Source organism: Pseudogulbenkiania subflava DSM 22618 (assembly GCF_900177275.1).
Classification (GTDB): Bacteria; Pseudomonadota; Gammaproteobacteria; order Burkholderiales; family Chromobacteriaceae; genus Pseudogulbenkiania; species Pseudogulbenkiania subflava.
Window position 1 is genome coordinate 284,409 of sequence record NZ_FXAG01000004.1, and the last position, 25,522, is coordinate 309,930.

The window sequence follows — 25,522 nt, forward strand, 5'->3', positions numbered from 1 at the left end:
ACCGTGATATACGGAATGGATATTTGAGCACAGGACAGGAAAAGCCTTAAAAATTTCTGCCCGACTATGTCGGCCTGCGATAACAACGGCCTACACATCATGGGGCTAAACCAGCCGGGCATGCCAGTCAACGTCCAGTACCTTGCCCCCTCATCCTGTTTATCAACCCCACTCATTCGCCGCGACGTACTGTCGTACCGACTGGGATCGGCAGTTCCAATCTTGGCCTGATCACTGAAAGTCGGTTGGCAAAGCGAGCCAGTACTTTGTCGTACAAATCCCCGGTTTTGGGACTATGCACCGTTACGACAAGAGCATATGAAAGCTGCACGGCATCGTAGGGACTGGCTGCCTCACCGGGTTTGCGCGCCAAGTAGTGCACGTCAAAGACTGGCTCGAACAAAGAGGATCCCCGTTTGGTCACGGAGTTATGCATAACGGTGTCCCACTTATGGGCATCAAACCGCAAATCCTGTTCGTTACTTCGAGCGTATCGTTTAAAGAAGCTACAGGATGCCGGGTACTGAGGATCCTTGTCGAACTTCTGCGAGTGCGGCCGAAATGTCACCTCCAATCCAGCCCGAGTGTAGTCTCCAGGCGTATGTGGATCAGTCGCGCAGGTATAGCAGAACGTGGCCGAGATAGTCACCTCTCCACTTAATTGATGCTCCGGCATTGGAATCGGAGCACGGAGCACTTTGCCCGGCTTTAACTTACCCTGATAGAGAATTCGTACCGAGCCATCCTTGCAAACCGTGATATCCGATATTTCAGTGGGGACCGCCCCCCAACCCACCTCATCACGAGAATGCCCATCAGACGTTGCACAATGCAGCATCAATGTTCTAATCGCCAATGGGGACAGTGCGCTGCCAAAAAACGCACGCAAACCCGTTGCAATGCGCATCACGGCCGGCGTGGCATAACTCGTCCCGCAATCTTCCGCAATCACCGGTCCAGGAAAGATGAAACGGAAGGGGTTGGTCTCAACTCCACCAAAGTAAACAACGTCAGGCTTCACGGTTCCAGGATGGCGTCCAGGACCGATTGAGCTGTAAGGAGCTCGTTGCCAACCCTCATCGATTGAATCGCTTGCGCCTACGGCAAGGGCGTTAACGCTATCACTTGGAATCATTATGCGGCAGTGAGGCCACGGCTGATGACCCTCGTTACCTACGGCAACGGTAGCCAGCAGATCACCCGAGCCAAGATGATCATCCAGCATCGCAGTCCATGCAGTAACAAGATCATCGCCAGCAACCTCATAAGGCCCAAAGCTAAATGAAGCAAAGGCGTAATTGCTCTGGGAGAGAATTTTGTCCACGTACAGCATTACGCTATAAAGGGATCGGTCAGTGGTCTTATCACCCAGCACACGGTAGTGATCAACAGCACAATAAGGACGTGGCTGATGCCCTGACTCCACATGCCCAAACAATACAGCAGAGGTCACTGCAGTGCCGTGGTCTTGAAACGACGGCACTGGATCGCCAATCTGGTCACTCGCTGAAGGCTCAATCAACGTCGCCCAAGGGCCGAAAGGATGATCAGCCCGTAAACCACCGTCAAAAACGGCGACCGTACAATCCGGATCGACCGGACCTTCCGTAGGCAGATAGACATGGGAGGCCCGCGTTGCTGCTCGTATCACGGCAGGCTTTTCAAGAAAGCGAAATTTTGGCATCGGCCGGATTGCCCGGATAAAGGAAAACTCCGCAAGCTGCTGTGCAGCCTCAGCATTACCAGTCGCGGGCAGGAAGAGAAGACCCCGTGTCTGGTAGTTATGTGCCGCATCTACCTGAACGCCAACCTTTTTGGCGAAGTCGAAGAACGCTTGCTCCCACTCGAAATCGGCATATGAATCAAAGTGGACAACAATTTCCAGCTCTTGTGCCGAGTTCGGTTCGATAGTCCCCATCAAACGATCATGGCTCGACATGAGCTCGACATTTTCAAGCTTGATGAGATCTTCAACACCCCGATGCTCCAGAGTCATATTGTTGGCAGCGAGAGCAAAGTTTTTGAACGCGGTACGAGGTCCCGCCACGAAAATCGCCGTTGAAGGCGCTCCATCAGCAGTGTCACTTCCCCTGCCGGCACGCGGTTTCACTTTAACCGGTTTGCTCCCTACCAGGCGGAGTCCAAAATCATGGAGAAGCTTTTCCGGGAATGCACTTCTCGAATAATACTGGGGATGCAAGGTGAACTTTGAGACAGCTTGATCGCCAGGGCACACTTCGGCACGCAGCTCATCCATGGCCTCTGTCTGAGCCTGCAGTAACGGCAAAAGATAGTCTTTTTGCTCCTCCCAGCTGTAGGGCGCAGCCGAGCGACCATCACGGTTCTGATAAGCAACAGGCAGCGCCAAACTTTCGCCACGTCCCAAGATAAAGTTCACCTTTTCACTCATAACCCCTTGTCCTCAACCAATGCTGTTCTAAGAGTTTCTCTTGCAATGCCAGCCATTCGTGCAGCAGCCCGTTGCGATAAATCAACATCGCGCACTAGGCTTAACGCCAACAACTTTCTGCCCGCCTTATCCATTTGTGTGGAGCGATCCTCCACAATCTCAGTCAGCAACCGCTCACCTTCTTCGCGCCCCCCAATGACGATCGCTCGGCGCAATCGATCGACTTGCCGCACATAATCGCTTTGGGATGTGCCTGCCATCAGATTGGCAAGCACACCATGCCACTTGGCCGGCATAGGGTCGTCCTTCATTCCAATGGCACGACTCAACGCAATCAGATCTTGAACCTCTGGCCGAGGAAATTCAATTGTAATATCGAAGCGGCGCCACACCGCAGGATCCAGTAACTGTGCATGGTTGGTTGCTGAAATCAGCAAATTATCCGCAGGCCACAAATCCATCTCCTGCAGGATCACAGTCACTAGACGCTTCAATTCACCAATATCCGCATCATCTCCACGGTGTTTAGCCACAGCATCCAGTTCATCGAGCAGAAAAACACATGGTTGACGACGAGCAAACTCGAAGGCCTGTTTCAAGTTATTCCCAGTTTTCCCTAAAAAACTGCTTACAACGGTCGCCAAATCGAGAATCAGCAATGGCATTCCAAGTTCAACAGCGATACGCCTTGCGGCCATTGTCTTGCCAACCCCCGGAGGCCCTGTAAACAAGACAGTACGTGAAGGCTCCAACCCTAACTTTTTGAGCTTGGCTACTTCGCGCCGCTCCTTAAGGACACGCTGCAATTGAGTCTCAACACCCGCACTACAAACCGATTCATGCGGCAACTGCGGCGGGTCCTCGACACGTAGCAACTCCAACCGACTGTCCATATCAACGGGAACAGCATGTCCAATCCCTGAAGGCGAAGAACGCTTTACCCCACGAGTTGGGGCAAATGAGGATGGCAGCTCTGGCGTCGACATGATCTTGAGCAACACCTCGGCAAGCGGATCGTGCTCAGCACGAAGCGCACGGATGAGCCGCATTAACTGAATCCGCACCCGCTCCACATCGCCTGCAACGCCGAACCGCGCAACCTGGACCAATTCCTGAATTTTATCTATCACTTAGACCACCAAATCCACAAATCATTGATTTTTATGGATATAAAAAACGCCATAACCGGCCTAATTACAATTATGGCAGTGATAAAATTCAATGGCAACGTGTTTCTACCAACCCCCTCATACGAAGCTGCATCTGATCGCACACCGGATTGCATCCAACTTGCACTGATCTTTGCATTCGGCCAGAACATCAGTTGTGTGAACGTGCGCACCAGTCCCGTACGATGCCCGAACATGCTTATGAGCAGCAGCCGGCATACATCTGTCATTCACCTTCTGGCATACTTCACAACAGGGACGCCCCATTGCCAGGGGGATGCTTCGCGTCCAAATCAATAGCAGCCCAAATGAAGTCCAACCCGACGCTCGTTGCGTTGCGCTGTCCAGCTCACATGCCATGAACTGGGTTTTGGTACCTGTGAAGAGTTACGCGAGCACAGAGACCGCGGTGCAGGGCCGTAATGGAAAAGAATAGAAGAGTGGGAAGCACGATGCAGATTGGCACGAACCCGGAAAGCAAAGAACAAGCCACCGCGGAGGAACTTCCGGCCGAACACGGCAGAGCGCAGCCGGAGGTCGAGCACGTTGCGGGTCCCCACAGTGTTTCGAATGCCCCACCAGCGGCGGCACAAGAGCCTCCGGCCAAGGCGTCCGAGGGTGAAGGCGATTACTCCGAACAGTGGGCCCACATTCCTCACAAGGTTTTGATTCGGAGAACAGCCCAATATTGTGTTGTTATTAGCCCGGAGATTCGCCTCGACTGGGGGACTTCCAGCGCTTACGACGAAAGCAAAAAGCTCCTGAGTGCCGAGGACAAAAAGAGCCACTCCGACATACTCGCCGACATCGCCGTTGCTGAGTCGTCGCCGTGCGACGATTTCCCCGAGAGTGTGCAGATTCGCTATAGGATACTTTTGGGCGAAGCAATTGTGCTGTGCTTCGAGGGCGAATATGTGTCCGCCAAGAGAACCATCGAGAGTGCGCGCCAATATATGCAGGCGCGCAATGAAGAAACATCACGGCGCTGGTATGTCATGGCGTGCGCTAAAGCTGCCTGTGGATTTTTCGTCATTGCGGTTCTGGTTTGGATATTCAGGGAAACAGCAAGGTCGGTAGCTGGCCCAACCGTTTTCTGGCTACTCTTGTCATGCTGCGGAGGAGCGGTTGGAGCGATGTTCTCTGTTATCGCACGCAGTGGCAAACTTCAGTTTGATGCCAGTGCCGGAAAGGACCTACATGTTATCGAAGGAACCTCTCGGATTGTAGCTGGCGCGATTTCGGGACTCGTTGTCGCCATGGCAGTACGCTCTGATATCGTTTTCGGTGTATTTGCCAATGGTGAGCACTTGACCATGGTAAGCATGCTGGCTGCTATTGCCGGCGGCTCAGGGGAGCGGCTGGCAACCTCCATCATTTCCAAGTTTGATGAGACACAAGTTCGAGACGATAAACATGCGCCTAGCTGAACTACTAAGAGCCAATACAACAATGCAACGTAAAGCACTGATAATCGGATGTCCCGACGAAAAAATTCCTGGCGTCAATGACGACATGCGCAACTATCGTGCGTTCTTTGAGAGCCCTGCTGGAGGCGGGTGGCTTTCATCAGAAATAAAAACGCTGCAGTCACCAAGCATGTTAGAGGTACAGCGAGAGATGAAGGAACTCACGAGTGCCGACTACTCAATCGTTGTTTTTGCAGGGCACGGTGAATATTCTCATGACACTCGCTCCACTCAGCTGCACCTCGGGCCTGACATACGTATTGACGAGTATATGCTCAAGGAAGGCGCTCCTCGTCACACCCTCATCATCGATGCATGCCGTGTTCATTCGGATACGCCACTGCTGGAGCAGATAAAGCGAAGTTCATTAGCATTGGCCAGTCTCCCCGATGTATCCCTCAGCAGAATGGCCTTCGATAACCATCTACGAAAGTGCCGCCCTGACGTTGCCGTGATGTACGCTTGCAAAATCGGTGAGGCTGCGGGTGACAGCCCCGGTCAAGGTGGAACATACTCCTCAACCTTGCTTAGCGAAAGCAGAGAATGGGCATCCAATTCTATAAACCAGAAAACGGGGGTCTTGTCTGTCAGTGAGGTGCACGCGCTAGCGGTGCCACTTGTTTATCGTCAGCGAGGTGGGCGTCAGACTCCCACAGGAGTGTTTCCCCGAACTGTGCCGCATTTTCCATTCGCCATTTGCGCTTAACTGGATTACACGGACCGATGGAAATTTCCACCATCCACTGGTCCGGACTCTGGGGAAGAGGCACCAGCATGCTGACACGCAAACCTTCGGCCATTGCCGACTTTCTTGCCCACGTCCTGGACAGTCCGCTATCGCTTGTTTACCTCACCATCACAGGGCGCGAGGTTATGCGCTGTGTTAGCGCCCCTCACTAAAATCCAGCGGATTACCGTCAACGGAAAAGATTATGCGAGACATCAGGTTTCTGCTGAAAACGCACTACACAAACAGCCGCGCCCTCGTTATTGGCATCAATCATTATCAGAATGCCTCACCACTGTCTTACGCAGTGAGCGATGCAGAAGAGATACGAAATGTTCTAATCAACGACCTCGGTTTTCCCGAGAATAATGTCGCTTACCTTGTCGATAGCGAGGCGACGAAGGGCAACATTCTCCGGGCGTTTATGCGCCTAACTGCTGGTGATGTGGAGCTTGATGAGCGAATCTTCGTGTTTTTCGCTGGACACGGCCATACACGTACTGGCATCCGCGGAGAGGTTGGCTATTTGGTCCCCTACGACGCAGATATGCAGGACTTTTCGTCCTTCATTCGGTGGGATGAGCTAACCAGAAATGCCGAGCTAATACGGGCAAAGCACATGTTATTTGTTATGGATGCTTGCTATGGTGGTTTGGCATTGACGCGCAGTGTTCAACCAGGCAGCACCCGGTTTCTGAAAGACATGATGCTTCGCTATTCCCGCCAAGTTTTGACTGCAGGAAAAGCAGACGAAGTCGTCGCAGATGCTGGCGGACCTATTCCCAACCATTCAGTTTTTACAGGCCACTTAATTGAGGCGCTCCGAGGGAAAGCTGTAACGGAAGATGGCATCCTGACTGCCAGTGGAGTGATGTCTTACGTTTACTCAAAGGTCGCTAACGACAAGAACTCTAAGCAGACCCCTCACTATGGTTATTTCGATGGCGATGGCGATTTTATTTTGTCAGCCCCCCAGCTATCTGATTTAGAAAAGGCGGATGGCAAAGACATAGATAGCTTGGTCGTCATTCCATATGCCGAAGAGGAGTTCTCAAGAGATACGACACAAGACAAGGTCCGAAAAGTTAAATCATTGCTTGCAAATGAATTTTCCTCTATTGAGCTGCATGATCTAGTGGTTGATGAAGTCCGTCATTTTCTGGCTAGCACGAACGAAGACCATTTTAAGGTTCAGGGACAATTTTCCAAAGATGAGCTGTTAGAACGAATTGCCAAGTATGAACAATTGGTCAGTGACCTTGCCGCAGAACTTTCATGCATTTCGCATTGGGCTAGGCCAACTCATAGAGTAATTCTCCAGAAGGCTCTTGCGAGAGCTACTGATCGCCTTGAGTCGCAAGGTGGGCTTATTGTTTGGCTTCATCTTCGTTGGTATCCGCTAATCATTGCCTTATATAGTGCGGGCATCGCGGCAGTTGAGGGAAAGCGCTATGATTCTCTAGCCAGCATCTTCTACACGACACTTGGCCATCGCGAATATGGAAAGACCGGCCAAACCTTAATCGAGGCTACCTCTAACAGCATTGTAGAACTTGCCCGGTTGGACGTATTTAAACAGATCCCTGGCCATGAGAGACATTACACGCCTATGAGTGAGTACCTTCATAAGATTCTCCAGCCCAAGCTAGATGATTTGCTCTTTCTAGGGAGAGGTTACGAAACAGCATTTGACGAGTTTGAAGTGTTGTTTTCACTAGCTGTTGCCGACCTCAGAAAACAAGCCGGTCGGGATGCATGGGGACCAATAGGACGCTTTGGATGGAAGGCGCAAAGAGACCATGAATCCCCGGTTACGCGTGTTGTCGAGGAAGGGCGTGCTATGGGGCCAAACTGGGGGCCTCTTAAGGCCGGCCTTTTTGGCGGCGATGTCGAGAGGTTCAATGCTGTAGCTGCTGATTTTCAAAAGATTATCTCACAATTGAATTGGTGGTAATCCAGTCGTTCGGTGGCTCAAGTCAACCGATGTCCGTTGATCGCCACTTGCGGACGCAGCTACCATCGACTCCCAATTGAGCTAGACCGATGAACAGGTATTGTTTAGGGTTCCTGTTACGTGCTTATGGCATGGCTTGGTAGGATAATATCGAACCAAGCCCATCTGTAGACTGGGGAAGGTGTGTTCAAGCGCACTTAACTGTTATGCCGACAGAAATTTTCAATATCTCTGCAAGAAATTCAGGTTTTTTCAGCAAATTCGCACCAAATTCACGCTGAGCCAAGCAAGAAAAAGGTGAAAAATCCTTGTTTAACAAGGAAAGAAATTTTCACTAACTTTGCGTCCCTACAGGTGCAGAAACGGGGAGCACTGCTCGTAAAATGCCATGGCGTTCGGCTCCGGCAGCACTAAGCGAGCATTGATCGCCCGAGTTTTCCGATCCTCTGCACCACCTATCGGGGCATCAATTCAAGATTGATGCCCCTTTTATATTGCTGCCCATCCCAAACCGGTCCCGCTGTATGGAGTGGCGCCACTTCCCCCTTGCAAAGCCATTGCCAGAGAACGACCGGCGAGAGTGGACCGAATACACGCACAACCCCGCGCTGGCGGGGCACTCCGGCTGGGCACCTGGAACACGCCGGAAAATTGCGCGCTCACCCCATGGCGATACGGTACTGGCTGACCGCCTGGGCCAAGCGCCCCGATAGCAGGTCAAGACTCTCGGCGTGGCTGCTATTGCTGTTTGCCACAACACTGTTTTCCTCGGTCATCCTGGCGATTTGCTCGATGTTCTGCGCGATGCCGCGCAAGGCTTGATCCTGCTCTTCGATCGCCCCGACAATACTCAGCATGTGTTGAGAGATCCGTTGCGACCCCTCATCGATATGCACCAGGCCCTGTTCGCTGGCACTGACCGACTGCAGGCTGATCTGGGAGAGTTGGTCAGCTCGCTGCATACCGCAGACGGTGGTATCGATGCGCTGCTGCACCGCCTGTATCAGTACGGCAATCTCGCCGGTCGCCGTGGCGGTGCGTACCGCCAGACTCCTGACCTCATCCGCCACCACGGCGAAACCACGCCCCATATCGCCGGCCCGCGCCGCCTCGATGGCCGCATTGAGCGCCAGCAGATTGGTCTGCTCCGCAATCTCCTTGATGACATTGATAATGCCGCCGATTTGTTTGGAACTGTCGTCGAGCAAGCTGATGTTACCGCTCGACTCGTGAATCTGGGCCGCAATCTGCCGGACCTGCTGTACGGTTTCATGCATCACGTGCAGGGCCTGGCCCGTTTCGGTCCGGGTCTGATGCACCAGTTCCATCACCGAGCGGGCACTGCCGGCCACCCCGCTCATACTGGCCGAAGTCTGCTCTACTGCTGCCGCCACCGAAGAGGTCGCTTCAAACTGTAGCTGCGCGCTTTGCTTCACCTGCACGCTGCTCCCCGCCAGTTGCGAGGCGACCACCCCCATGTCCTGGCCGCAACTCTGCGTATCCTGGATCAGGCTCGAGAAAGACTGCAGCATATGGTTGAAGGCGGTCGCGATCTGCCGGGCTTCGAGCACGCCCTTGGCCGAAACCGTGCGGGACAGATCGCGGTTGGCGACGGTTTGCTCGACCGCATCGGCGACACTCAACAGGGGGCGGCCGATACTGCGCCCGACCCACATCCCGACCAGGGCAGTCAACAGCATGGTCATTCCCCCTGCCACGACCACGAACCACAGGTGGCGCCACGCCAGTTCTTCTTCGGCCTGCGTCTGGGCCTGGATATTGGCCGTCAACTGCTGCTCGACGGTAAACAGGGCATCGATTTTGGCAGTGATGGCAGCGAACCACTGCTCTGCGTTGACCCCGAAGCCACCCTCGGCAAAATGCAGCGCCATCACATCACGGAATTGCTGCACCTGGCGTGCTTGCGGGCTTTGCATGACTTTGGCGACGCCCGCCACCTCATCCGGTTTGGCCAGCGCAGTGAACACCTCTAGCAGAATATTCTGGCTATCAATCTTGGACAGGATCAAACGGTACTGCGGCCACGCCACGTGATCGCCGATAAATACCGGTACCGACAATGCCCGTTCCAGACCGGCATTTTCCTTGGCCAGGATCAGCGTTTGATAAGCCTGTAAACGACGCACGATATCGGCCTGATCGTTTTGCAATCCCAAGGCGGTAATATTTTTGAGCAACTGGGCGATAGTATGGGTGAAATACGTCGAGCTTTCGCCCGGCAGTATATTTTGCTGGGTAATTTTGTAACGCCAGTCCGCCAGTTGTTGCAACGGCCCTTGCACATCCTGGAGCATCGACGGGTCAAGCAGCGTCCGGTCTTGCGAAATGGCGTCTCGATAAGCCTGCAAGTTGCGATCGGAGGCTTGCCGGATGGTCGGTAACTTGTCGGCAAACTTGGCGCCATGCGACTGCAAAAAACCAGCCGATGCGCCGCGCTCGATTTGTAATGTGTGAATCAGATTACCCGTCGTGATGGCCACTTCCATCAGTTGTCGTGTCGTCCGGGCTTTTTGGTACTGGGTATAGTTTTGCCAGATCAGCAAAAGAGAAAAACAAGACAACACCAGCAAGGGCACTAGCATGAGTAGTACCAGCCGCTTTCCAATGGTCGAAAACATGATGTACCGCCATCCATAATATGTTATCCGCGTAAGTATTATGGAAAGCACATCTATATATAATTGAGGCAAATCAAACTAATTCGCCGGGTAAAAAAACTTTACATTCTTTGTTTAAATAAGATTGCCTATAAAAAACATTTTTCCCTATATCAGGTCAGAATCCTGGAACAGGGCAACGTTCAGCCACTCCCGGAGCCTCGAGTCGTGCGGTTTTCTCGGACGGAGGCGAGACCAGGCAACGTCTATATCATGAAGCCGGTGGTTTCAAAACAGGTCACCTTGTTATAAACACAACTTGAATAGTGCGATGGCGCATGCCAGTCCACAGGAAAGCAAGCAAGCCTATGAAGGACGGGGGTTAATGTGATGGTCGGCCTGAAACCAACAGCCCAGCAAGCCTAGCCTGCTGGGCTGTTTCCTTTTTTGAGCGGAGGATCATCATGGCGACCGCCACTCTCATCGGTCTGGATATCGGCAAACACAACTTCCACCGAGTTGGGCACAACCTCCAAGGAAGACAGGTCCTCCAGCGCCAGCTTAGCCGCGGCCAATTGATTGCGTTTCTGGCCCGGCACTCCGCGCCCCGTATCGTGATGGAAACCTGCTGCAGCACCCACTGGCTAGGTCACAAACTGGCCTGCTTCGGCCACGCCGTCCAGCGGATCGCCCCCCCAGAGGGCTCCCGATACCAAAACGGGCGCGCCTCGATGAAAGGCGCGCCCGTTTTCTTTTCCTTCCCGGCATCTTGCCGCGCCCGCGATGATGGTCCGTACCTTACCCCGTGGGTGAAGGCGAGCCCGATCAAGCGTCCGCGTTGGACCGTTGCAGCGAGGCCGCGAGTTCCCCGATGCGCGTCTTGGTCTCTTCGACCAGCCCATTGATCTCGCTCGCCGAAGTAGCCGAGCGCGAGGCCAGCTTTCTGACCTCGTCCGCCACCACGGCGAAGCCGCGCCCCGCTTCGCCGGCGCGGGCGGCCTCGATCGCGGCGTTGAGCGACAGCAGGTTGGTCTGGGTGGCGATTTCATCGATGACGGCAACGATCTGGCCGATCTGGTTGCTCGAGTTGAGCACCGCCGTCATCGCGTTATTGGTGGTTTCGTGCTCTTCGTGTTCCCGTTCCACGTTCTTGACGAAGGCGGTATAGGCGATCTTGCCATCCAGACGGATCTTGGACAGCGAGAGCTGCCCCCAAACACGCGAACCATCCTTGCGTTCGATCGGCACCACACGGTTGGTGCCGACGATCTTGTCGACGCCGCTGGTGCGGTTGACATTGACCAGCCGGTCGTGATCTGGCTGAATCGCATGGGGAACCAGCATCTTCACGTTCTGGCCGATAACCTCCTGCCGGCTGTAGCCCCACAAGCGCTCTGCCGCCGCGTTGTAGAACGTCACCAGATTCTCGGCATCAATGGTCACGACGGCATCGATAGCCTGCTCCAGCGTCTGGTTGATGATCTCGCGCGCCTCGCGCTCCCGGGTGATGTCCTTGACGAAGGCGGTATAGATGACCTGGTCCCCGACGTTGACCTTGGACAGCGACAGGCTGCCCCACACCACTCCCCCATCCTTGCGCTCGATCTGTACCTCGCGGCTGGTCCCCACGATCTTGTCGGCCCCGCCGTTGCGGTTGGCGTTGACCAAGCCGTCATGCGTCGCCTGGATCGCCTGCGGCACCAGCATCTTCACGTTGCGCCCCAGCACTTCCTGCCGTTGGTAGCCCCACAGTTTTTCTGCCGCGCCGTTGAAAAACGTGACGTTGTTCTGGGCATCGATCGTGACCACGGCATCGACGGCCTGCTCCAGCGTCTGGTTGATGATTTCGCGTACTTCGCGTTCGCGCGTGATGTCCTTGACGAAAGCCGTGTAGAGAATCTTGCTGCCGACATGCACCTTCGATAACGACAAGCTGCCCCAGACCTTGCCGCCATCCTTGCGCTCGATCTGCACCTCGCGGCTGGTTCCCACGATCTTGTCTACGCCAGTCTGACGATTGGCATTCACATAGCCGTCGTGGGCCGCCTGGATGCCAAGCGGCACCAGCATTTTCACATTCTGGCCCAGCGCCTCCTCGCAGCTGTACCCCCAGAAGCGCTCCGCCGCCTGGTTGAAAAAGGTGATGCAATTGTGCTCGTCGATGGAGATGACCGCGTCGAGTGCCTGCTCGAGGGTCTGACTGATGGTCTCGCGCGCCTCATGCTCGGGAGTGATATCGCGCACGAAGGCGGTATAGCTGATGCCTCTGCCCGAACGGACGCGCGACAAGGACAGGCTTCCCCAGATCTCGCTGCCGTCCTTGCGCTCGATGCGGACCTCCCTGCTGGTGCCGACAATCTTGTCGACCCCGGTGGTGCGATTGGCATTGACCAGGCGATCATGCTCCGGCTGGATGGCCTGCGGCACCAGCATCTTGACATTACGACCAATGACCTCCGCCCGGGAATACCCCCACAGCCGCTCGGCCGCCGCGTTGAAGAACGTGACGTTGTTCTGGGAATCGATGCTGATAACGGCATCGATCGCCTGCTCGAGCACTTCGCGCAGTTCGGCATCGTTCGAGCCGAATCCAAGAAAGCCTTTCTGGAATCTCATTGCCCCCCCTTTAAAGACAGCCCACTACGAACATGTTCTTTTCAGCAACGCTAGTACAAGCAATTGATCCACGTCAAAGTAAATAGTACAACGGGATTAGTACAAGGGAATTAAATGTTGGAAATGGCACGAAAAGTCGCCCGCCAGGCCCGGATTTGAAACAGCGAGAGCCCGCAGCGGCTTCTGGTGCGGTCTGCAGCGTGGCTCACGGCGGCAACGAAAGGGAGAGCGGCCGGGGGCGACCACCGTCCGGGTTAGTACCCGATCGGGTCTGGGGATTGCCGAACCCACCCGGCCAGCAGATAAATGACACCAGCCGCAAGCAGGCAGTAGAGGTACTGCCATGGCGTCACCGGTCCGAAATGGAACAAGGCTGCCAGCGGGGCCAGCTGGGTCACCAGCAGCAACATGGCGAGGGTGAGGCCAACCACCCACCACAAGGCGCGGTTCTGCTCCTGGCGCAGTGCGCCGCGATGGCGATTGCGGAAGACCAGGCCCAGGTTGCCCATCACCAGCGTCTGGAACGCCATGCTGCGCGCTGCCTCCGTCCCGCTGCCCAAGCGCATCGCCGCGGCATACAGCGCCAGCACGCCGACAAATAGCACGCCCCCTTGCCATACGCTGAGGGCCAGCCTGCGCGGCGAGAACAGCGGCTCGCCCACCCTTCGTGGCGGGCGGCGCATCACTCGGGGGTGCGCGGCTTCGTTCTCGAACACGATCGAACCGACCGGGTCGATCACCAGCTCCAAAAACACCACATGCGCCGGCGCCAGCAGCAACGGCCAGCCCAGCAACAACGGCACCACGGTCAGGCCAATCAGGGGAACGTGCACGGCAATCACGTAGGTGACCGCCTTCACCAGGTTGTCGTAGATGCGCCGCCCCTGGCGCATCGCGGCGACGATGGCGGTGAAGTTGTCGTCGAGCAGGATCAGCGCGGCCGCCTCACGCGCCACCTGGGTACCACGCCGCCCCATAGCGATGCCGATATGCGCCGCGCGCAGCGCCGGGGCATCGTTGACGCCGTCTCCGGTCATCGCCACCACGTCACCGTTGGCCTTGAGCGCCTCGACCAGGCGCAGTTTCTGGTGTGGCCGCACGCGGGCAAAGACCTCGGCCTGCCGCACCACATCGCGCAGCGCCGCGTCGTCCAGTTGCTCCATCCTGTCGCCGCTGACCACCAGGGCATCATCGATGCCGGCCTGGCGTGCCACCGCCTGCGCCGTGACGGGATAGTCGCCGGTGATCATCACCAGCCGCACTCCGGCCTCGCGGCACTGGGCGATGGCCTCGGGCACCTCGGTGCGGACCGGGTCGGCCAGGCCGACCAGGCCGAGGAATTCGAAGTCGAAATCGTGCTGTCTCTCCGGCCACTCCACGCCATCATGCCGGGCCTTGGCCACCGCCAGCACGCGCAGGCCTTGTTCGGCCAACGTTTCGACCTCGCGCAGCAGTTGCACGCACTGCGCCTCGGGCAGGTGGCACAGATCGAACACGGCCTCCGGCGCGCCCTTGCTGGCGACCGGGTAATAGTCGCGGTCCGGCGCGGTCCAGCCGTGACTCATCGCCTGCAACTGCGGGGTCAGCTCGTACTCCTGGGTCAGCGCCCAGTCCGGGCGCAAATGTTCGGTGCCGGCCAGGTAGCTGTGGCCGAAGCGGTGGAAGGCCCGCTCCATCGGGTCGATCGGGTCGATCTCGCTGGCCAGGATCAGGTATTCGAGCAGTTCGTGGTAGGGCTCGTCGAGCGTGGAGAGAGCATCGTCGACCACCAGCGAGCGGCCGTCGGCGTAGAGCTGGCGCACCGCCATGCGGTTGTGGGTCAGGGTGCCGGTCTTGTCGACGCACAGCACGCTGGTCTGCCCCAGCGTCTCGATGGCGTTGAGGCGCCGTGTCAGCACGCGGTCATGGGCCAGACGGCGTGCGCCCAGCGCCATGAACACGGTCAGGATCACCGGGAATTCCTGCGGCAAGAGGCCCATCGCCAGCGTGATGCCGGCCAGCAGACCGGCGAGCCAGTTGCCGCGGGTGACCCCGTACAACACCAGTACGACCAGGCTCAACACCAGCCCGTAGATGGCCAGCAGCCGGACAAAGCGGCGCGTTTCCTGCTGCAACGGGGAGATGGGCTGTTCGATCGTGCCCAGCATCTTGCCGATCTTGCCCAGCTCGGTCTCGAGGCCGGTGGCGCAGACCCGCATTACCCCCTGCCCCTGCACCACCTGCGAACCGGCGTAGGCAAAGGGGGTATCATCGCCACCCGGCCCAGCCCCCCGGCCCGCGCCGGCGAGCCCTGCCAGCTTGCGCACCGGCACCGATTCGCCGCTCAGCTGCGACTCGTCGAGCGACAGTTCGTTGGCCATCAGCAGTTCGCCGTCGGCCGGCACCCGGTCGCCTTCTCCGATCAACACGATATCGCCCGGTACCAGCTCGGTGGCGGCGACGGTTTTCTGCACCCCGCCACGGCGCACCACGGCGCGCGGGCTCGCCAGTTCGCGCAGGGTTTCCAGCACGCGCTCGGTGCGACGCTCCTGCAGCACCGTCATCAGCACGATGACCAGCACGAACCCCAGCAACAGTAGCGCCTCGCGAACGTCGCCCAGCAGCAGGTAGATCGACCCCGCCACCAAGAGCAGCAGGAACATCGGTTCGCGCAGGATTTCGCAGGTCAGCCGCCACAAGGTGCGGCGCGGTTCGACAAACAGGGTGTTGGGACCGACCCGGGCCAGCGTCGCGGCAGCCTCGGCGTCGCTCAGACCATCCGGTCCGTGATTGGCGGCGGCGAGGGGGCTCTCCGGGGACATCGTGGCGGACTCAGTGCAGCCAGAGCACCGCCCCCCAGACCATCAGCAAGGCACCGCTCAGGCGCCCTCCCCAACGGCCGAGCGGCAGCAGTTTTTCCAACAGCACGAAGACGCTGAGCAGCGCCACCCACAGCAGGTTCATCACCCCGACCACGAACAGCAGCCCCATCACCGCCCAGCAGCAGCCCAGGCAGTACAGGCCATGCAGCAACCCCATGCGCAGCGCCCCGGCGGCACCGGGACGCCAGTGCCCCATGATGAAGCCCAGCGGGGAGCGGCAGTGGCCGAGACAAGCCTGCTTGAGCGGCAGCCACTGGTAGATGCCCGCCAGCATCAGGATACCGCCCCCCAGCCAGACGTTGGCACTGGCGAGTTCGGGAGTCAGCAGGGCCGCCTGGTCCAGCCCCCATTGCAGCGCCGTGGCGGCGATGCTGAAGCCGTTCCACACCAGCAGGTAGGCCGAGGAGAACAGCGCCGCCTGTCCAACGGCGGCACGCCGCGACTGCCGCTGGCCCGCCACCAGCTGGTAGAACAGGATCATCGGCAAGGCGCTGGGCAGCATCATGCCGACCATCATCGTCGCCCACATGGCCCAGGTCAGCAGGAAGTCGGCCGGCTGCCACGGCATCGCCATCGGCCCGCTCATCACCATGCCGGCCATCCCCGCCATGCCCATCGCCGGCATGTTCTGGCTCAGTCGCCACAGCGCCAGCCAGGCCAGCCCGGCCACGCCGAGCAGGCACAGCAACACCGGCCACTGCTCCGGGCGCAGCCGGCCGCGCAGCGGCGGCACGGCGGCGGCCGCGGGCTCGGACTGCTTCACGCCGTTGATCGACACGGGTTCAGCGCACCACGCCGTGGCCCGTCATGTGCAGGCGCGCGAAGTGCGCGTGTCCTTTCGGGGAGGCGATCGCGAGGGCGCCATGGGTGGCGAAGCTGCCGCTGCCCATTTCGGCTTCGGTGAACTCGAAGCCGTCCGGCAACGTCAAGCGCGCCCGCTGCGCCATGCCGGTCACCGGATTGCGAATCGGCTCGCCGCTTGCCTCCAGCACGCCGGCAATCGACGTCGTGGCCAGCCGGTTGTCGGGGTCGACCGCAAACGAGATCGGCACGAACTGCGGCTCGTACAGCTGGCTCAGCGTGGTGCTGAATATCTGAAACACGTTGGCACCAGGGTCGGAATGCTGCCCAGAGAGAATGGTCAGCAACGCCTCGCGCTGCGCCGGATTGGCCTTGTCTTCGATATAGAGCTGGCAGCTGCCGTTACCCTGGTGGATGGCACCGGGCCAGGCGAAGACGCCGACCCAGCACAAGCCGTCCAGGTTGACCTCGCCAAACTGCCCCTGGTCGATGCGCATCGACACCACCGCCTCGCATTTGCCCTGTGTCGGCGGCGAACTGAACTGGCAGGGGCAACCCCAGTTGCAATTGCAGGTGGCAAACTCGACGCCCTGCAGGCGCCATTCGATCATGTCCATCACACCCTCCTGTCCGGCTTGCGCCATCGCACTACGCTTTGGTGTTCATTTTAAAGCTAGCAGATGACATCGCCGGCAGCGGCCGGAACACGGCGTACCGACAGGAAATAATCGGGCGGCGGATGATACGTGCACGGGCAGCCGGCTGTGGCCCTTGCCCGCGTCGGGTCATACAACGACGGTGGTGCTCAGAACGGTGCGGACAAGCCGCGCGCGGCGTAGGCTTGGCACAGGGTATCGCGCAGGCAGGAGGGGCACAGGCAGTCGCCGCCACTAGTCACGAGTGGCAGTACCGCCGGCAACTCGCTGCACCAGCAGCCCCCATCCGGTCCGCCTTCACCACACCGGAACGCCGCCCCGCAGCGCTGGCAGTGCTTGCCGACCACCGGCAGCGGCAAGGCCAGCAGCCGGGCCCATACCGCCTGCTTCTGCACCTCATCGAAGCCCGGCCAGCCGGCAATCTCGTCCAGCGTGCGGCGGCAGCCGAGACAGCTCTGGCCGGCGTCGTCGAGCCGGCATTGCTGGATGCAAGGCGATGGAATGGGCTTGCTGGTGCTCATCGGCATCCTCCGCAGAAATGTTGGACATGGTCGCGGCAGACTGGCGGCATGGCCATGGCATGGGACATCGCTTATGCTGGAACGCCCCGTCCCGGAGCTGCCCATGACCGCGATCACCCTGCCCGCCCCCAGTGCGCTGTTGCTGATCGACCTGCAATGCGCCATCGACCACCCCGACTGGGGAGTGCGCAACAACCCGCACGCCGAAGCCCGCATGCAGGCACTGCTGACGCGTTGGCGCCAGCGCAGCTGGCCGGTGATCCACGTGCGCCACGACTCGCTGGAAACCGGCTCGCACTATCGCCCCGGGCAGCCGGGGCACGCCTTCAAGGCAGGCTTCGAGCCGCAAACGGACGAACTGGTCATCGCCAAGCACACCAACAACGCCTTCGTCGGCACCAACCTCGAACAGCGCCTGCGTCGCGCCGGCCTGCACTCACTGGTGGTGCTCGGGGTCATCACCAACAACTCGATCGAGGCGACCGTGCGCATGGCCGGCAACCTGGGCTTTCGCGTGCAACTGCCAGCGGATGGCTGCTTCACCTTCAACCGCCGCGACTGGAACGGCGTCGAGCGCAGCGCCGACGAGGTGCACGCGATGAGCCTGGCCAACCTGGACGGCGAGTACTGCTCCGTTACCGATTGTGCCACGCTGCTGGCCGCACTCGGGCAATAACGAAAGGTTGGCCGAAACCCGCTTCGGCCAACCCTCCAGGCCAAGGCTGCTTCAGGCGGCCAGCGACTCCGCATGGATACGTTTCACCTCGGCCAGCCAGCGCTGCTTGTCGACGTCAGGAAGCCAGCTCGCCTCGAAGCTGTTGTTGACCAGCGTCACCACCTCGTCCGCGCTCAGATCGAGCGACTGGCGGCAGGCCAGCAGATTGGCGTTGAGATAGCCGCCAAAATAGGCCGGGTCGTCGGAATTCACCATCGCCTTCAGACCCGCCTGCAGCAACTGGCGCAGATTGTGCCGGGCTAGGTCGTCCACCACCTTCAAGCGCACATTGGATAATGGACACACCGTCAACGGCACGGCGCCTTCGGCCAACCTTTTCACCAGCGCCGGGTCTTCCAGGCTGCGCACGCCGTGATCGATCCGACAGACCTTGAGCAATTCCAGCGCCTCCCACACATACTCGGGCGGACCCTCCTCGCCGGCGTGCGCCACGCACGGCTTGCCCAGCTCGTGGCAGCGCGCGAACAGCATGGCGAATTTGGACGGCGGATGGCCCAGCTCGCTCGAATCAAGCCCGAAGCCGTCGATACGGTCAAGGTGCGGCAAAGCCTCGGCCAGGGTGGCGAAACCCTCGTCTTCGGACAGGTGACGCAGGAAGGACAGGATCAGGCGCGAGCTCATGCCCCACGTGCAGCCGGCCTCGTCCAGCGCGTCGCGGATGCCGTCCAGCACGGTGGCGAAGGGAATGCCGCGTGCGGTGTGCGTCTGCGGGTCGAAGAAAATCTCGACATGCACCACGTTGTCGGCGTGGGCTCGCTGCAGATAGGCGCGGGTCAGCTCGTAGAAGTCCTGCCGCGTCTGCAACACGCCGGCCCCGGCATAGTAGAGGTCGAGAAAGGACTGCAGGTTGCTGAAATCGTAGGCGGCGCGCAGCGCCTCGACGCTGGCGTAGGGCAGGCTGATGCCGTTGCGCTGTGCCAGCGCGAACATCATTTCCGGCTCCAGCGTACCCTCGATATGCAGGTGCAGTTCGGTCTTGGGCAAACGGCGGATCAGATCGTCGACATCCTGATGGGCCATGATCGTTCTCCAATAAGCAAAAACGGCGCAGTATACACTGCGCCGTTGCGGTTTCCTGAGCCAGGAAGGATTACTGAGCAGCCGAAGCGGCGGCCGGCGCAGCCGAGGCTGCACCACCACCGATGGTCTGCATAACCTTCCACTGGCCGCCTTCCACCTTGTAGACGGTGATACCACCATCCTTCAGGTCGCCCTTGTCATCGTAGGTCCAGTTGGACGAAGTCACGCCAGAGTACTTGATCTTGGCCAGAACCGGCATGTACGCCTTCGGATCGGAAGAGTTGGCGTCTTTCATAGCCTGGATCAGGGCACGGGTGGCGTCGTAGCCGTACGGGGAATAGGTGGCGACGTCCATCTTGAAGCGCGCCTTGTAACGGGCTTCATAGTCCTTGCCCTTCGGCATCTGGTCCAGCGGCAGACCGGCCAGGGAGGCGATCGAGCCTTCGGCTTCCTTGCCGGCCAGTTGCAGGAAGGTCGGGGTCTTGGTCATTTCGCCCGAGATCAGCGGAGCCTTCAGACCCAGACGCTTCATCTGTTTGGCCATCGGGGCGGACTGGGCGTCGGCGCCACCGTAGAAGATCACGTCCGGACCCACACCCTTGATCGAGGTGAGAATGGCGGCAAAGTCGGTGGCCTTGTCGTTGGTGAATTCGCGCTTGGCAACTTCGCCACCGGCCGCTTTCACCGCCTTTTCAAATTCGTCGGCCAGACCTTGGCCATAGGCAGTGCGGTCGTCAACGATGACAACCTTCTTGGCCTTCAGGGTGTCGACCACGAACTTGCCCATCACACTACCCTGCTGGGTATCGGAGGTCATCGAGCGGAAGGTGTTCTTGAAACCCTGCGACGTGAAAACCGGCGACGTCGCCATGGCGATCATCGGAATGCCGGCATCGGAATAGATCTTGGAGGCCGGGATGGCACAACCGGAGTTGAAGTGACCAATGATACCGACCACCTTGTCGTCCACAAACTTCTGGGCCAGCTGGGTAGCGGTCTTCGGGTCAGCCTGGTCGTCCTGGGCATCCAGCTCGAAGGTTACCGGTTTGCCACCGATGGTCGGCTTCTCGGCGTTGGCGTCTTCGATCGCCAGCGTCACACCATTCTTGTACTCTTCGCCGTAATGGGCCTGCGGGCCAGTCAGCGGTGCGGCAAAGCCGATCTTGACCGTTTCGGCAGCCGGGGCGCCACCGGCAGCCTTATCGGCAGCCGGTTCTTCTTTTTTGCCGCAGGCGGAGACCGCGAGGGCGGCAGCTACGGCGAACGAGATCGTGGTCAGCTTGGTCACTTGCATCGTTTTTCCTCTGTTTGTAGTCAGAATTTTCTCCCGTACCAACCGATAGATCGGCGCGGATGTCACTGCAGTTGATATCAAACGCTTTGTAAAACGTGTGGCGGCATTATTCCAATCCCGCCACCCCATGACAAGCCCGATCAGTCACCCATACTCATCAGGCTGGCATTTCCGCCGGCAGCCGTGGTATTTACGCTAACCGCACGCTCCACCACCAGCCGGTGCAAATTGATGTCGTCCGAGCCAGCCGCCAGCAACTGGATCAGCGCACCATCGCGCGCAGCCAGACGGCGCTGCAGCTGATCCGCCTCCTCTGCCTTGCCGGCAAACAGCACGCCGGCGACATCGGCTTCCACCACATCGCGGCTCAGCTCGACGTAACCATTCAGTTTCCCGGCCAGCTTGCGCGCGCTCTCACTCTCCTCCAGCACCGCGTGGTTGCCGGTGGCGAACACCGCGATCAACTGCTGCAACAGGCCTTCGGTCGAGGATGCCACGCAACCGATCTTGCCACGCGGAGCAAACAACAGCGAGTTGTTCTCCCCGGTCGGCCCCGGCAATTCCGCCGCGTGCGTCAGTGGCGTGTGCTGGCGCGCCGTGCTCAGCGTCTGGCGCAAACGGGATTGGGCCGAAGCATCCAGACCGAAGCCCCCTAGCTCGGCGTCGAGCTTCTGCAGCGCCGGCAACTCGGCCGGTTGCGGGGTCAGCTTCAGCGCCGGCTGCCACTTGGCGCGGGTCAGACGATACAGATAGAACGGCCCACCCGCCTTCGGACCGGTGCCAGACTTGCCCTCGCCGCCAAACGGCTGCACCCCGACCACCGCACCGACGATGTTACGGTTGACGTAGACGTTGCCTACCTTGATGCGCGACACGATGCGGTCGATGGTTTCATCGATGCGGCTATGGATGCCGTGGGTGAGACCGTAGCCGGTGCTGTTGATCTCGTCCACCACGCGGTCGATGTCGGATGCCTCGAAGCGCAACACATGCAGTACCGGGCCGAACACCTCGCGCGTCAGGTCTTTCAGGCTGTCGATTTCGAACAGCGTCGGCGGCACGAAGGTGCCCTGTGCGGCATCTTCGGCCAACTTGGCCTGATAGGTCCAGCGCGCGCGTGATTTCATCTTCTCGATGTGCGCCAGCAGGTTCTGCTGGGCCTCAGCATCGATCACCGGCCCCACATCGGTAGTGAGGTGTGCCGGATTGCCCACGGTCAGCTCGTCCATCGCCCCCTTGATCATGCGGATCACCTTGTCGGCGATGTCGCTCTGCAGGTAGAGCACACGCAGCGCCGAGCAGCGCTGGCCTGCCGAATCGAAGGCCGAGGACAGCACGTCGGTCACCACCTGTTCCGGCAACGCCGAGCTGTCGACGATCATCGCGTTCTGGCCGCCGGTCTCCGCCACCAGCGGCACTTCGCCGCCACGTTGGGCCAGGGTGCGGTGGATGATCTGCGCCACTTCGGTCGAGCCAGTGAAGATCACGCCCTGGATGCGCGGGTCGCGCGTCAGCGCCGCACCCACCACCTCGCCTCGACCCGGCAGCAACTGCAGCACTTGGCGCGGCACGCCGGCCTCGTGGAACAGGCGCACGGCAAACGCCGCGATCAGGCTGGTCTGCTCGGCCGGCTTGGCCAGCACCGGGTTGCCGGCGGCCAGCGCGGCGCTCACCTCGCCGGTGAAGATCGCCAGCGGGAAGTTCCACGGACTGATACACACCACCGGGCCCAGCGGTGCATGGCTGGCGTTGTCGAACTCGGCACGGATCTGAGCGGCGTAGTAACGGCAGAAGTCCACCGCCTCTCGCACCTCGGCGATGGCGTTGGCCAAGGTCTTGCCGGCCTCGCGCACCGCCAGCCCCATCAGCGCCGGCATATTGTCTTCCATCAGCGTCGCCATGCGCTCAAGACAAGTGGCACGCTCGGCCACCGCCGTCTGCGCCCAGGCGGCCGCGGCCCCCTCAGCCAGGTCCAGTGCATGCGCAACATCGGCTTCGGTCGCTTCATACACTTGACCGACGATATCATTGCGATCAGCCGGATTGCGCACCGGCAGCGGCTCGGCGCTGGTCACCTCGCCATCGCCCAGCAACGGGCAGGCCTGCCAGGTCTGTTTCTCGGATTCGATCAGCCCCATCTGCAGGGTTGCCAACAGCTGCTCGTTGGACAAGTCCAGGCCACGTGAATTGGCACGCTCGGTGCCGTACAGCTCCAGCGGCAAGGCGATCTTGGCATGCGGCTGACCACCGTGACGTGCCGCCTCGGCCACCGGATCGCCCACCAGCTCGTCGATCGACACCGATTCGTCGACGATGCGGTTGACGAAGGACGAGTTGGCACCGTTCTCCAGCAGACGACGCACCAGATACGCCAGCAGCGTTTCGTGCGAGCCCACCGGGGCATAGATACGGCAGGCACGGCCAAGGTTGGCCGAACCCACCACCTGGTCGTACAGCGTCTCGCCCATGCCGTGCAGGCACTGGAACTCGTAATCCTTGTCGCCAGCCAGCGTGTGGATGGCCGACAGGCTGTAGGCATTGTGGGTGGCGAACTGCGGATAAATCGCATCCTGGGCCGCCAGCAGCTTCTTGGCGCACGCCAGATAGGACACGTCGGTGTAGACCTTGCGGGTGTACACCGGATAGCCCGGCAGGCCATCCACCTGGGCGCGCTTGATCTCGGCGTCCCAGTAAGCTCCCTTGACCAGTCGTACCATGAAGCGGTGGCCGGTGCGGCGAGCCAGGTCGATCAGGAAATCGATCACGTAGGGGCAACGCTTCTGGTAGGCCTGCACCACGATGCCGATGCCTTCGAAACCGGCCAGATCCCGATCGTTGGCCAAGGCCTCGACCAAATCCATGGAAATTTCCAGACGGTCGGCTTCTTCGGCGTCGATGTTCAGACCGATATTGTACTGTTTGGCCAGCAGGAACAACTGCTTCAGGCGCGGCAGCAGTTCGCCCATCATGCGTTCGTGCTTGGCGCGGGCGTAGCGTGGGTGGATCGCGGACAGCTTCACCGAAATACCCGGCCCCTCATAGACCCCGCGGCCGTTGGAGGCCTTGCCGATAGCGTGGATCGCCATCACGTAATCGTCGAGGTAGCGCTGCGCGTCCTCCTCGGTCATCGCCGCCTCGCCCAGCATGTCGTAGCTGAAACGGTAGCCGCGCGACTCGCGCTCGACACCGTTGTCCAGCGCCTCGCCGATGGTCTCGCCGGTCACGAACTGCTTGCCCAGCATGCGCATCGCCATGTCCACACCCTTGCGGATCAGCGGTTCACCGCCCTTGGCGATCAACTTGGTCATCGCCGCCGACAGCCCTTTCGCGCTGTGAGACGCCACCAGCTTACCGGTCACGAGCAAGCCCCACGCCGCCGCATTGACGAACAGCGACGAACTGTTGCCCAGGTGGGCACTCCAGTCACCCTTGCTGATCTTGTCGCGGATCAGGCGATCGGCGGTTTCGCGGTCGGGAATGCGCAGCAGGGCCTCGGCCAGACACATCAGGGCGATCCCCTCCTGGCTCGACAACGAAAACTCGTGCATCAAGGCGTCCACCCCGCTGGCCCGGGTCCGCTCCTTGCGAACACGCGACACCAGGCGACGCGCCAGATCCTGAGCGGTACGCACCTCCGCCTCGCTCATCGCCGCCTGCGGCAGCAAAGCCTGTACACACTCCCGCTCGTCCCGGCGATACGCCGCGGTGATCGCGTCCCGGAGAGGCGACTGGGTATGGGCAAACACCTCGAATTGCATCTTGAACTCCTGCTCTATGTATCAGCTTTGGCTAACAATGAATTTTTGCCTATTGTATACATTATTTTTTAACCTTGGAGAAATATAGCGGCAGCACGTCAGGAAAGCTGGAAAATCGGTGAAAACGAGCGCAAGTGCCCTGTGAGCAACGCGTCAAATGTTGCATGAAGGCAACGAACAACGCCCTATCGTTGTAGACGAAAATGTTGGAATGGGAACAAGGTAACAAAAACAAAGAGGGGAAAAAGCCGGCGGAACGGGAAGCGGCTCCAAAGCCAGCGGCACCAGCAAGCCTCCCTGAACAGCCCAAAACCGACCGGCACTGTCATCCATCATCGAGATGCTGTGCCATCACGCCGACCTCGAGGTAATGGTGCACGCCACCGCTATGGAGGCCAGGTGGGGTTGCGCTTTCGGTCAGCCATTCGATCAGAGCTTTATTGATATGCAGTACTGATAAGGCGTCACAGCCAACTCTGCAGCCAGCCGTTAGAGGGTGTGAGAACGCGGAGCCACCGCCGCCCCCAAGCGCCAGCGCGTCGGGGACACGGCGAGCCGGCTCGGGATATCGGCCACGCAAAGCAAAAAGCCCAGCTCGTAGTGAGCTGGGCTTTCTTGAGGGGAGTCTGGCGGTGTCCTACTTTCACACGGCAAGGCCGCACTATCATCGGCGCTAAGGCGTTTCACGGTCCTGTTCGGGATGGGAAGGGGTGGGACCACCTCGCTAAGGCCGCCAGACATAAACTGTCAACAAACTAGAAGAAGCCTGGAAGCCGGTTGGCTTCCATTTCGAATTGGGTAATCGATCGTACGTCGCACACTCTATTCACCGCGTGGCCCAAGCCACTCAAATGATAGGATCAAGCCTCACGAGCAATTAGTATCGGTTAGCTTCACGCCTCACAGCGCTTCCAC

At 59.3% G+C, this 25,522-nt stretch carries 15 protein-coding genes and 1 rRNA gene; 4 read left to right on the forward strand and 12 right to left on the reverse strand.

Annotated features, from left to right (window positions below):
• Positions 1-172: 172 nt before the first annotated feature.
• Positions 173-2,410: a S8 family peptidase gene (locus tag B9N72_RS05990; protein WP_085275512.1), complete on the reverse strand. Its 2,238-nt coding sequence runs from the start codon at positions 2,408-2,410 to the stop codon at positions 173-175.
• Positions 2,407-3,540 (reverse strand): AAA family ATPase, encoded by a 1,134-nt coding sequence (locus tag B9N72_RS05995; protein WP_085275513.1) that lies wholly within the window; start codon positions 3,538-3,540, stop codon positions 2,407-2,409. Before B9N72_RS05995 ends, B9N72_RS05990 begins: the two co-directional genes overlap by 4 nt.
• Positions 3,541-4,001: 461 nt before the next feature.
• Here B9N72_RS05995 and B9N72_RS06000 point away from each other — a divergent pair, with 461 nt between their 5' ends.
• From B9N72_RS06000 to B9N72_RS06010, 3 genes are all read left to right on the forward strand, one after another.
• On the forward strand, positions 4,002-5,006 hold the full coding sequence (locus tag B9N72_RS06000; protein ID WP_143477761.1) for a hypothetical protein: 1,005 nt from the start codon (positions 4,002-4,004) through the stop codon (positions 5,004-5,006).
• Positions 4,993-5,751: a caspase family protein gene (locus tag B9N72_RS06005; protein WP_159453022.1), complete on the forward strand. Its 759-nt coding sequence runs from the start codon at positions 4,993-4,995 to the stop codon at positions 5,749-5,751. The genes B9N72_RS06000 and B9N72_RS06005 overlap by 14 nt, the downstream gene beginning before the upstream one ends.
• A 226-nt stretch (positions 5,752-5,977) precedes the next feature.
• Positions 5,978-7,726 carry a caspase family protein gene (locus tag B9N72_RS06010; protein WP_085275516.1) on the forward strand — a complete coding sequence of 583 codons (1,749 nt, stop codon included), beginning with the start codon at positions 5,978-5,980 and terminating at the stop codon, positions 7,724-7,726.
• A gap of 659 nt (positions 7,727-8,385) precedes the next feature.
• Here the strand turns inward: B9N72_RS06010 and B9N72_RS06015 are convergent.
• The 6 genes from B9N72_RS06015 to B9N72_RS06040 form a co-directional block, all read right to left on the reverse strand.
• Complete coding sequence (locus tag B9N72_RS06015) at positions 8,386-10,365, reverse strand: methyl-accepting chemotaxis protein (protein WP_085275517.1); 1,980 nt, start codon at positions 10,363-10,365, stop codon at positions 8,386-8,388.
• 804 nt (positions 10,366-11,169) lie between these two features.
• Positions 11,170-12,960: a PAS domain S-box protein gene (locus tag B9N72_RS06020; RefSeq protein WP_085275518.1), complete on the reverse strand. Its 1,791-nt coding sequence runs from the start codon at positions 12,958-12,960 to the stop codon at positions 11,170-11,172.
• A gap of 254 nt (positions 12,961-13,214) precedes the next feature.
• Positions 13,215-15,761: a cation-translocating P-type ATPase gene (locus B9N72_RS06025; protein ID WP_085275519.1), complete on the reverse strand. Its 2,547-nt coding sequence runs from the start codon at positions 15,759-15,761 to the stop codon at positions 13,215-13,217.
• Positions 15,762-15,771: 10 nt separating this feature from the next.
• Entirely contained in the window at positions 15,772-16,599 is an 828-nt protein-coding gene (locus B9N72_RS06030; RefSeq protein WP_234985889.1) for a DUF2182 domain-containing protein, read from the reverse strand.
• 4 nt (positions 16,600-16,603) lie between these two features.
• A complete protein-coding gene (locus B9N72_RS06035; protein WP_085275520.1) occupies positions 16,604-17,239 on the reverse strand; it encodes a DUF1326 domain-containing protein in 636 nt (211 codons plus the stop codon).
• 188 nt (positions 17,240-17,427) lie between these two features.
• Positions 17,428-17,799, reverse strand: a complete 372-nt coding sequence (locus B9N72_RS06040; RefSeq protein ID WP_085275521.1) for a cysteine-rich CWC family protein — start codon at positions 17,797-17,799, stop codon at positions 17,428-17,430.
• A 103-nt stretch (positions 17,800-17,902) separates the two neighbouring features.
• Between B9N72_RS06040 and B9N72_RS06045 the strand changes: the two genes are divergently transcribed.
• Positions 17,903-18,475, forward strand: coding sequence for a cysteine hydrolase family protein (locus tag B9N72_RS06045; protein ID WP_234985890.1), 573 nt, complete (start codon positions 17,903-17,905; stop codon positions 18,473-18,475).
• A 51-nt stretch (positions 18,476-18,526) separates the two neighbouring features.
• Here the strand turns inward: B9N72_RS06045 and B9N72_RS06050 are convergent, their stop codons facing one another.
• From B9N72_RS06050 to rrf, 4 genes are all read right to left on the reverse strand, one after another.
• On the reverse strand, positions 18,527-19,555 hold the full coding sequence (locus B9N72_RS06050; protein WP_085275523.1) for an adenosine deaminase: 1,029 nt from the start codon (positions 19,553-19,555) through the stop codon (positions 18,527-18,529).
• Positions 19,556-19,625: 70 nt separating this feature from the next.
• Positions 19,626-20,849, reverse strand: coding sequence for a branched-chain amino acid ABC transporter substrate-binding protein (locus tag B9N72_RS06055; protein WP_085275524.1), 1,224 nt, complete (start codon positions 20,847-20,849; stop codon positions 19,626-19,628).
• 140 nt (positions 20,850-20,989) lie between these two features.
• Complete coding sequence (gene putA, locus B9N72_RS06060; protein ID WP_085275525.1) at positions 20,990-24,607, reverse strand: trifunctional transcriptional regulator/proline dehydrogenase/L-glutamate gamma-semialdehyde dehydrogenase; 3,618 nt, start codon at positions 24,605-24,607, stop codon at positions 20,990-20,992.
• A 624-nt stretch (positions 24,608-25,231) separates the two neighbouring features.
• A 5S ribosomal RNA gene (gene rrf / locus B9N72_RS06065) occupies positions 25,232-25,345 on the reverse strand.
• Between the last annotated feature and the right edge of the window lie 177 nt (positions 25,346-25,522).

Bases quoted from the DNA above. Each gene is read 5' to 3' on its own strand.
- B9N72_RS06025 (WP_085275519.1), bottom strand. From the start codon at position 15,761: ATGTCCCCGGAGAGCCCCCTCGCCGCCGCCAATCACGGACCGGATGGT.
- B9N72_RS06055 (WP_085275524.1), bottom strand. From the start codon at position 20,849: ATGCAAGTGACCAAGCTGACCACGATCTCGTTCGCCGTAGCTGCCGCC.
- B9N72_RS06010 (WP_085275516.1), top strand. From the start codon at position 5,978: ATGCGAGACATCAGGTTTCTGCTGAAAACGCACTACACAAACAGCCGC.
- B9N72_RS06005 (WP_159453022.1), top strand. From the start codon at position 4,993: ATGCGCCTAGCTGAACTACTAAGAGCCAATACAACAATGCAACGTAAA.
- B9N72_RS06015 (WP_085275517.1), bottom strand. From the start codon at position 10,365: ATGTTTTCGACCATTGGAAAGCGGCTGGTACTACTCATGCTAGTGCCC.
- B9N72_RS06020 (WP_085275518.1), bottom strand. From the start codon at position 12,960: ATGAGATTCCAGAAAGGCTTTCTTGGATTCGGCTCGAACGATGCCGAA.
- B9N72_RS06045 (WP_234985890.1), top strand. From the start codon at position 17,903: ATGACCGCGATCACCCTGCCCGCCCCCAGTGCGCTGTTGCTGATCGAC.
- B9N72_RS06000 (WP_143477761.1), top strand. From the start codon at position 4,002: ATGGAAAAGAATAGAAGAGTGGGAAGCACGATGCAGATTGGCACGAAC.
- putA (WP_085275525.1), bottom strand. From the start codon at position 24,607: ATGCAATTCGAGGTGTTTGCCCATACCCAGTCGCCTCTCCGGGACGCG.
- B9N72_RS06050 (WP_085275523.1), bottom strand. From the start codon at position 19,555: ATGGCCCATCAGGATGTCGACGATCTGATCCGCCGTTTGCCCAAGACC.
- B9N72_RS06040 (WP_085275521.1), bottom strand. From the start codon at position 17,799: ATGAGCACCAGCAAGCCCATTCCATCGCCTTGCATCCAGCAATGCCGG.
- B9N72_RS05990 (WP_085275512.1), bottom strand. From the start codon at position 2,410: ATGAGTGAAAAGGTGAACTTTATCTTGGGACGTGGCGAAAGTTTGGCG.
- B9N72_RS06035 (WP_085275520.1), bottom strand. From the start codon at position 17,239: ATGGACATGATCGAATGGCGCCTGCAGGGCGTCGAGTTTGCCACCTGC.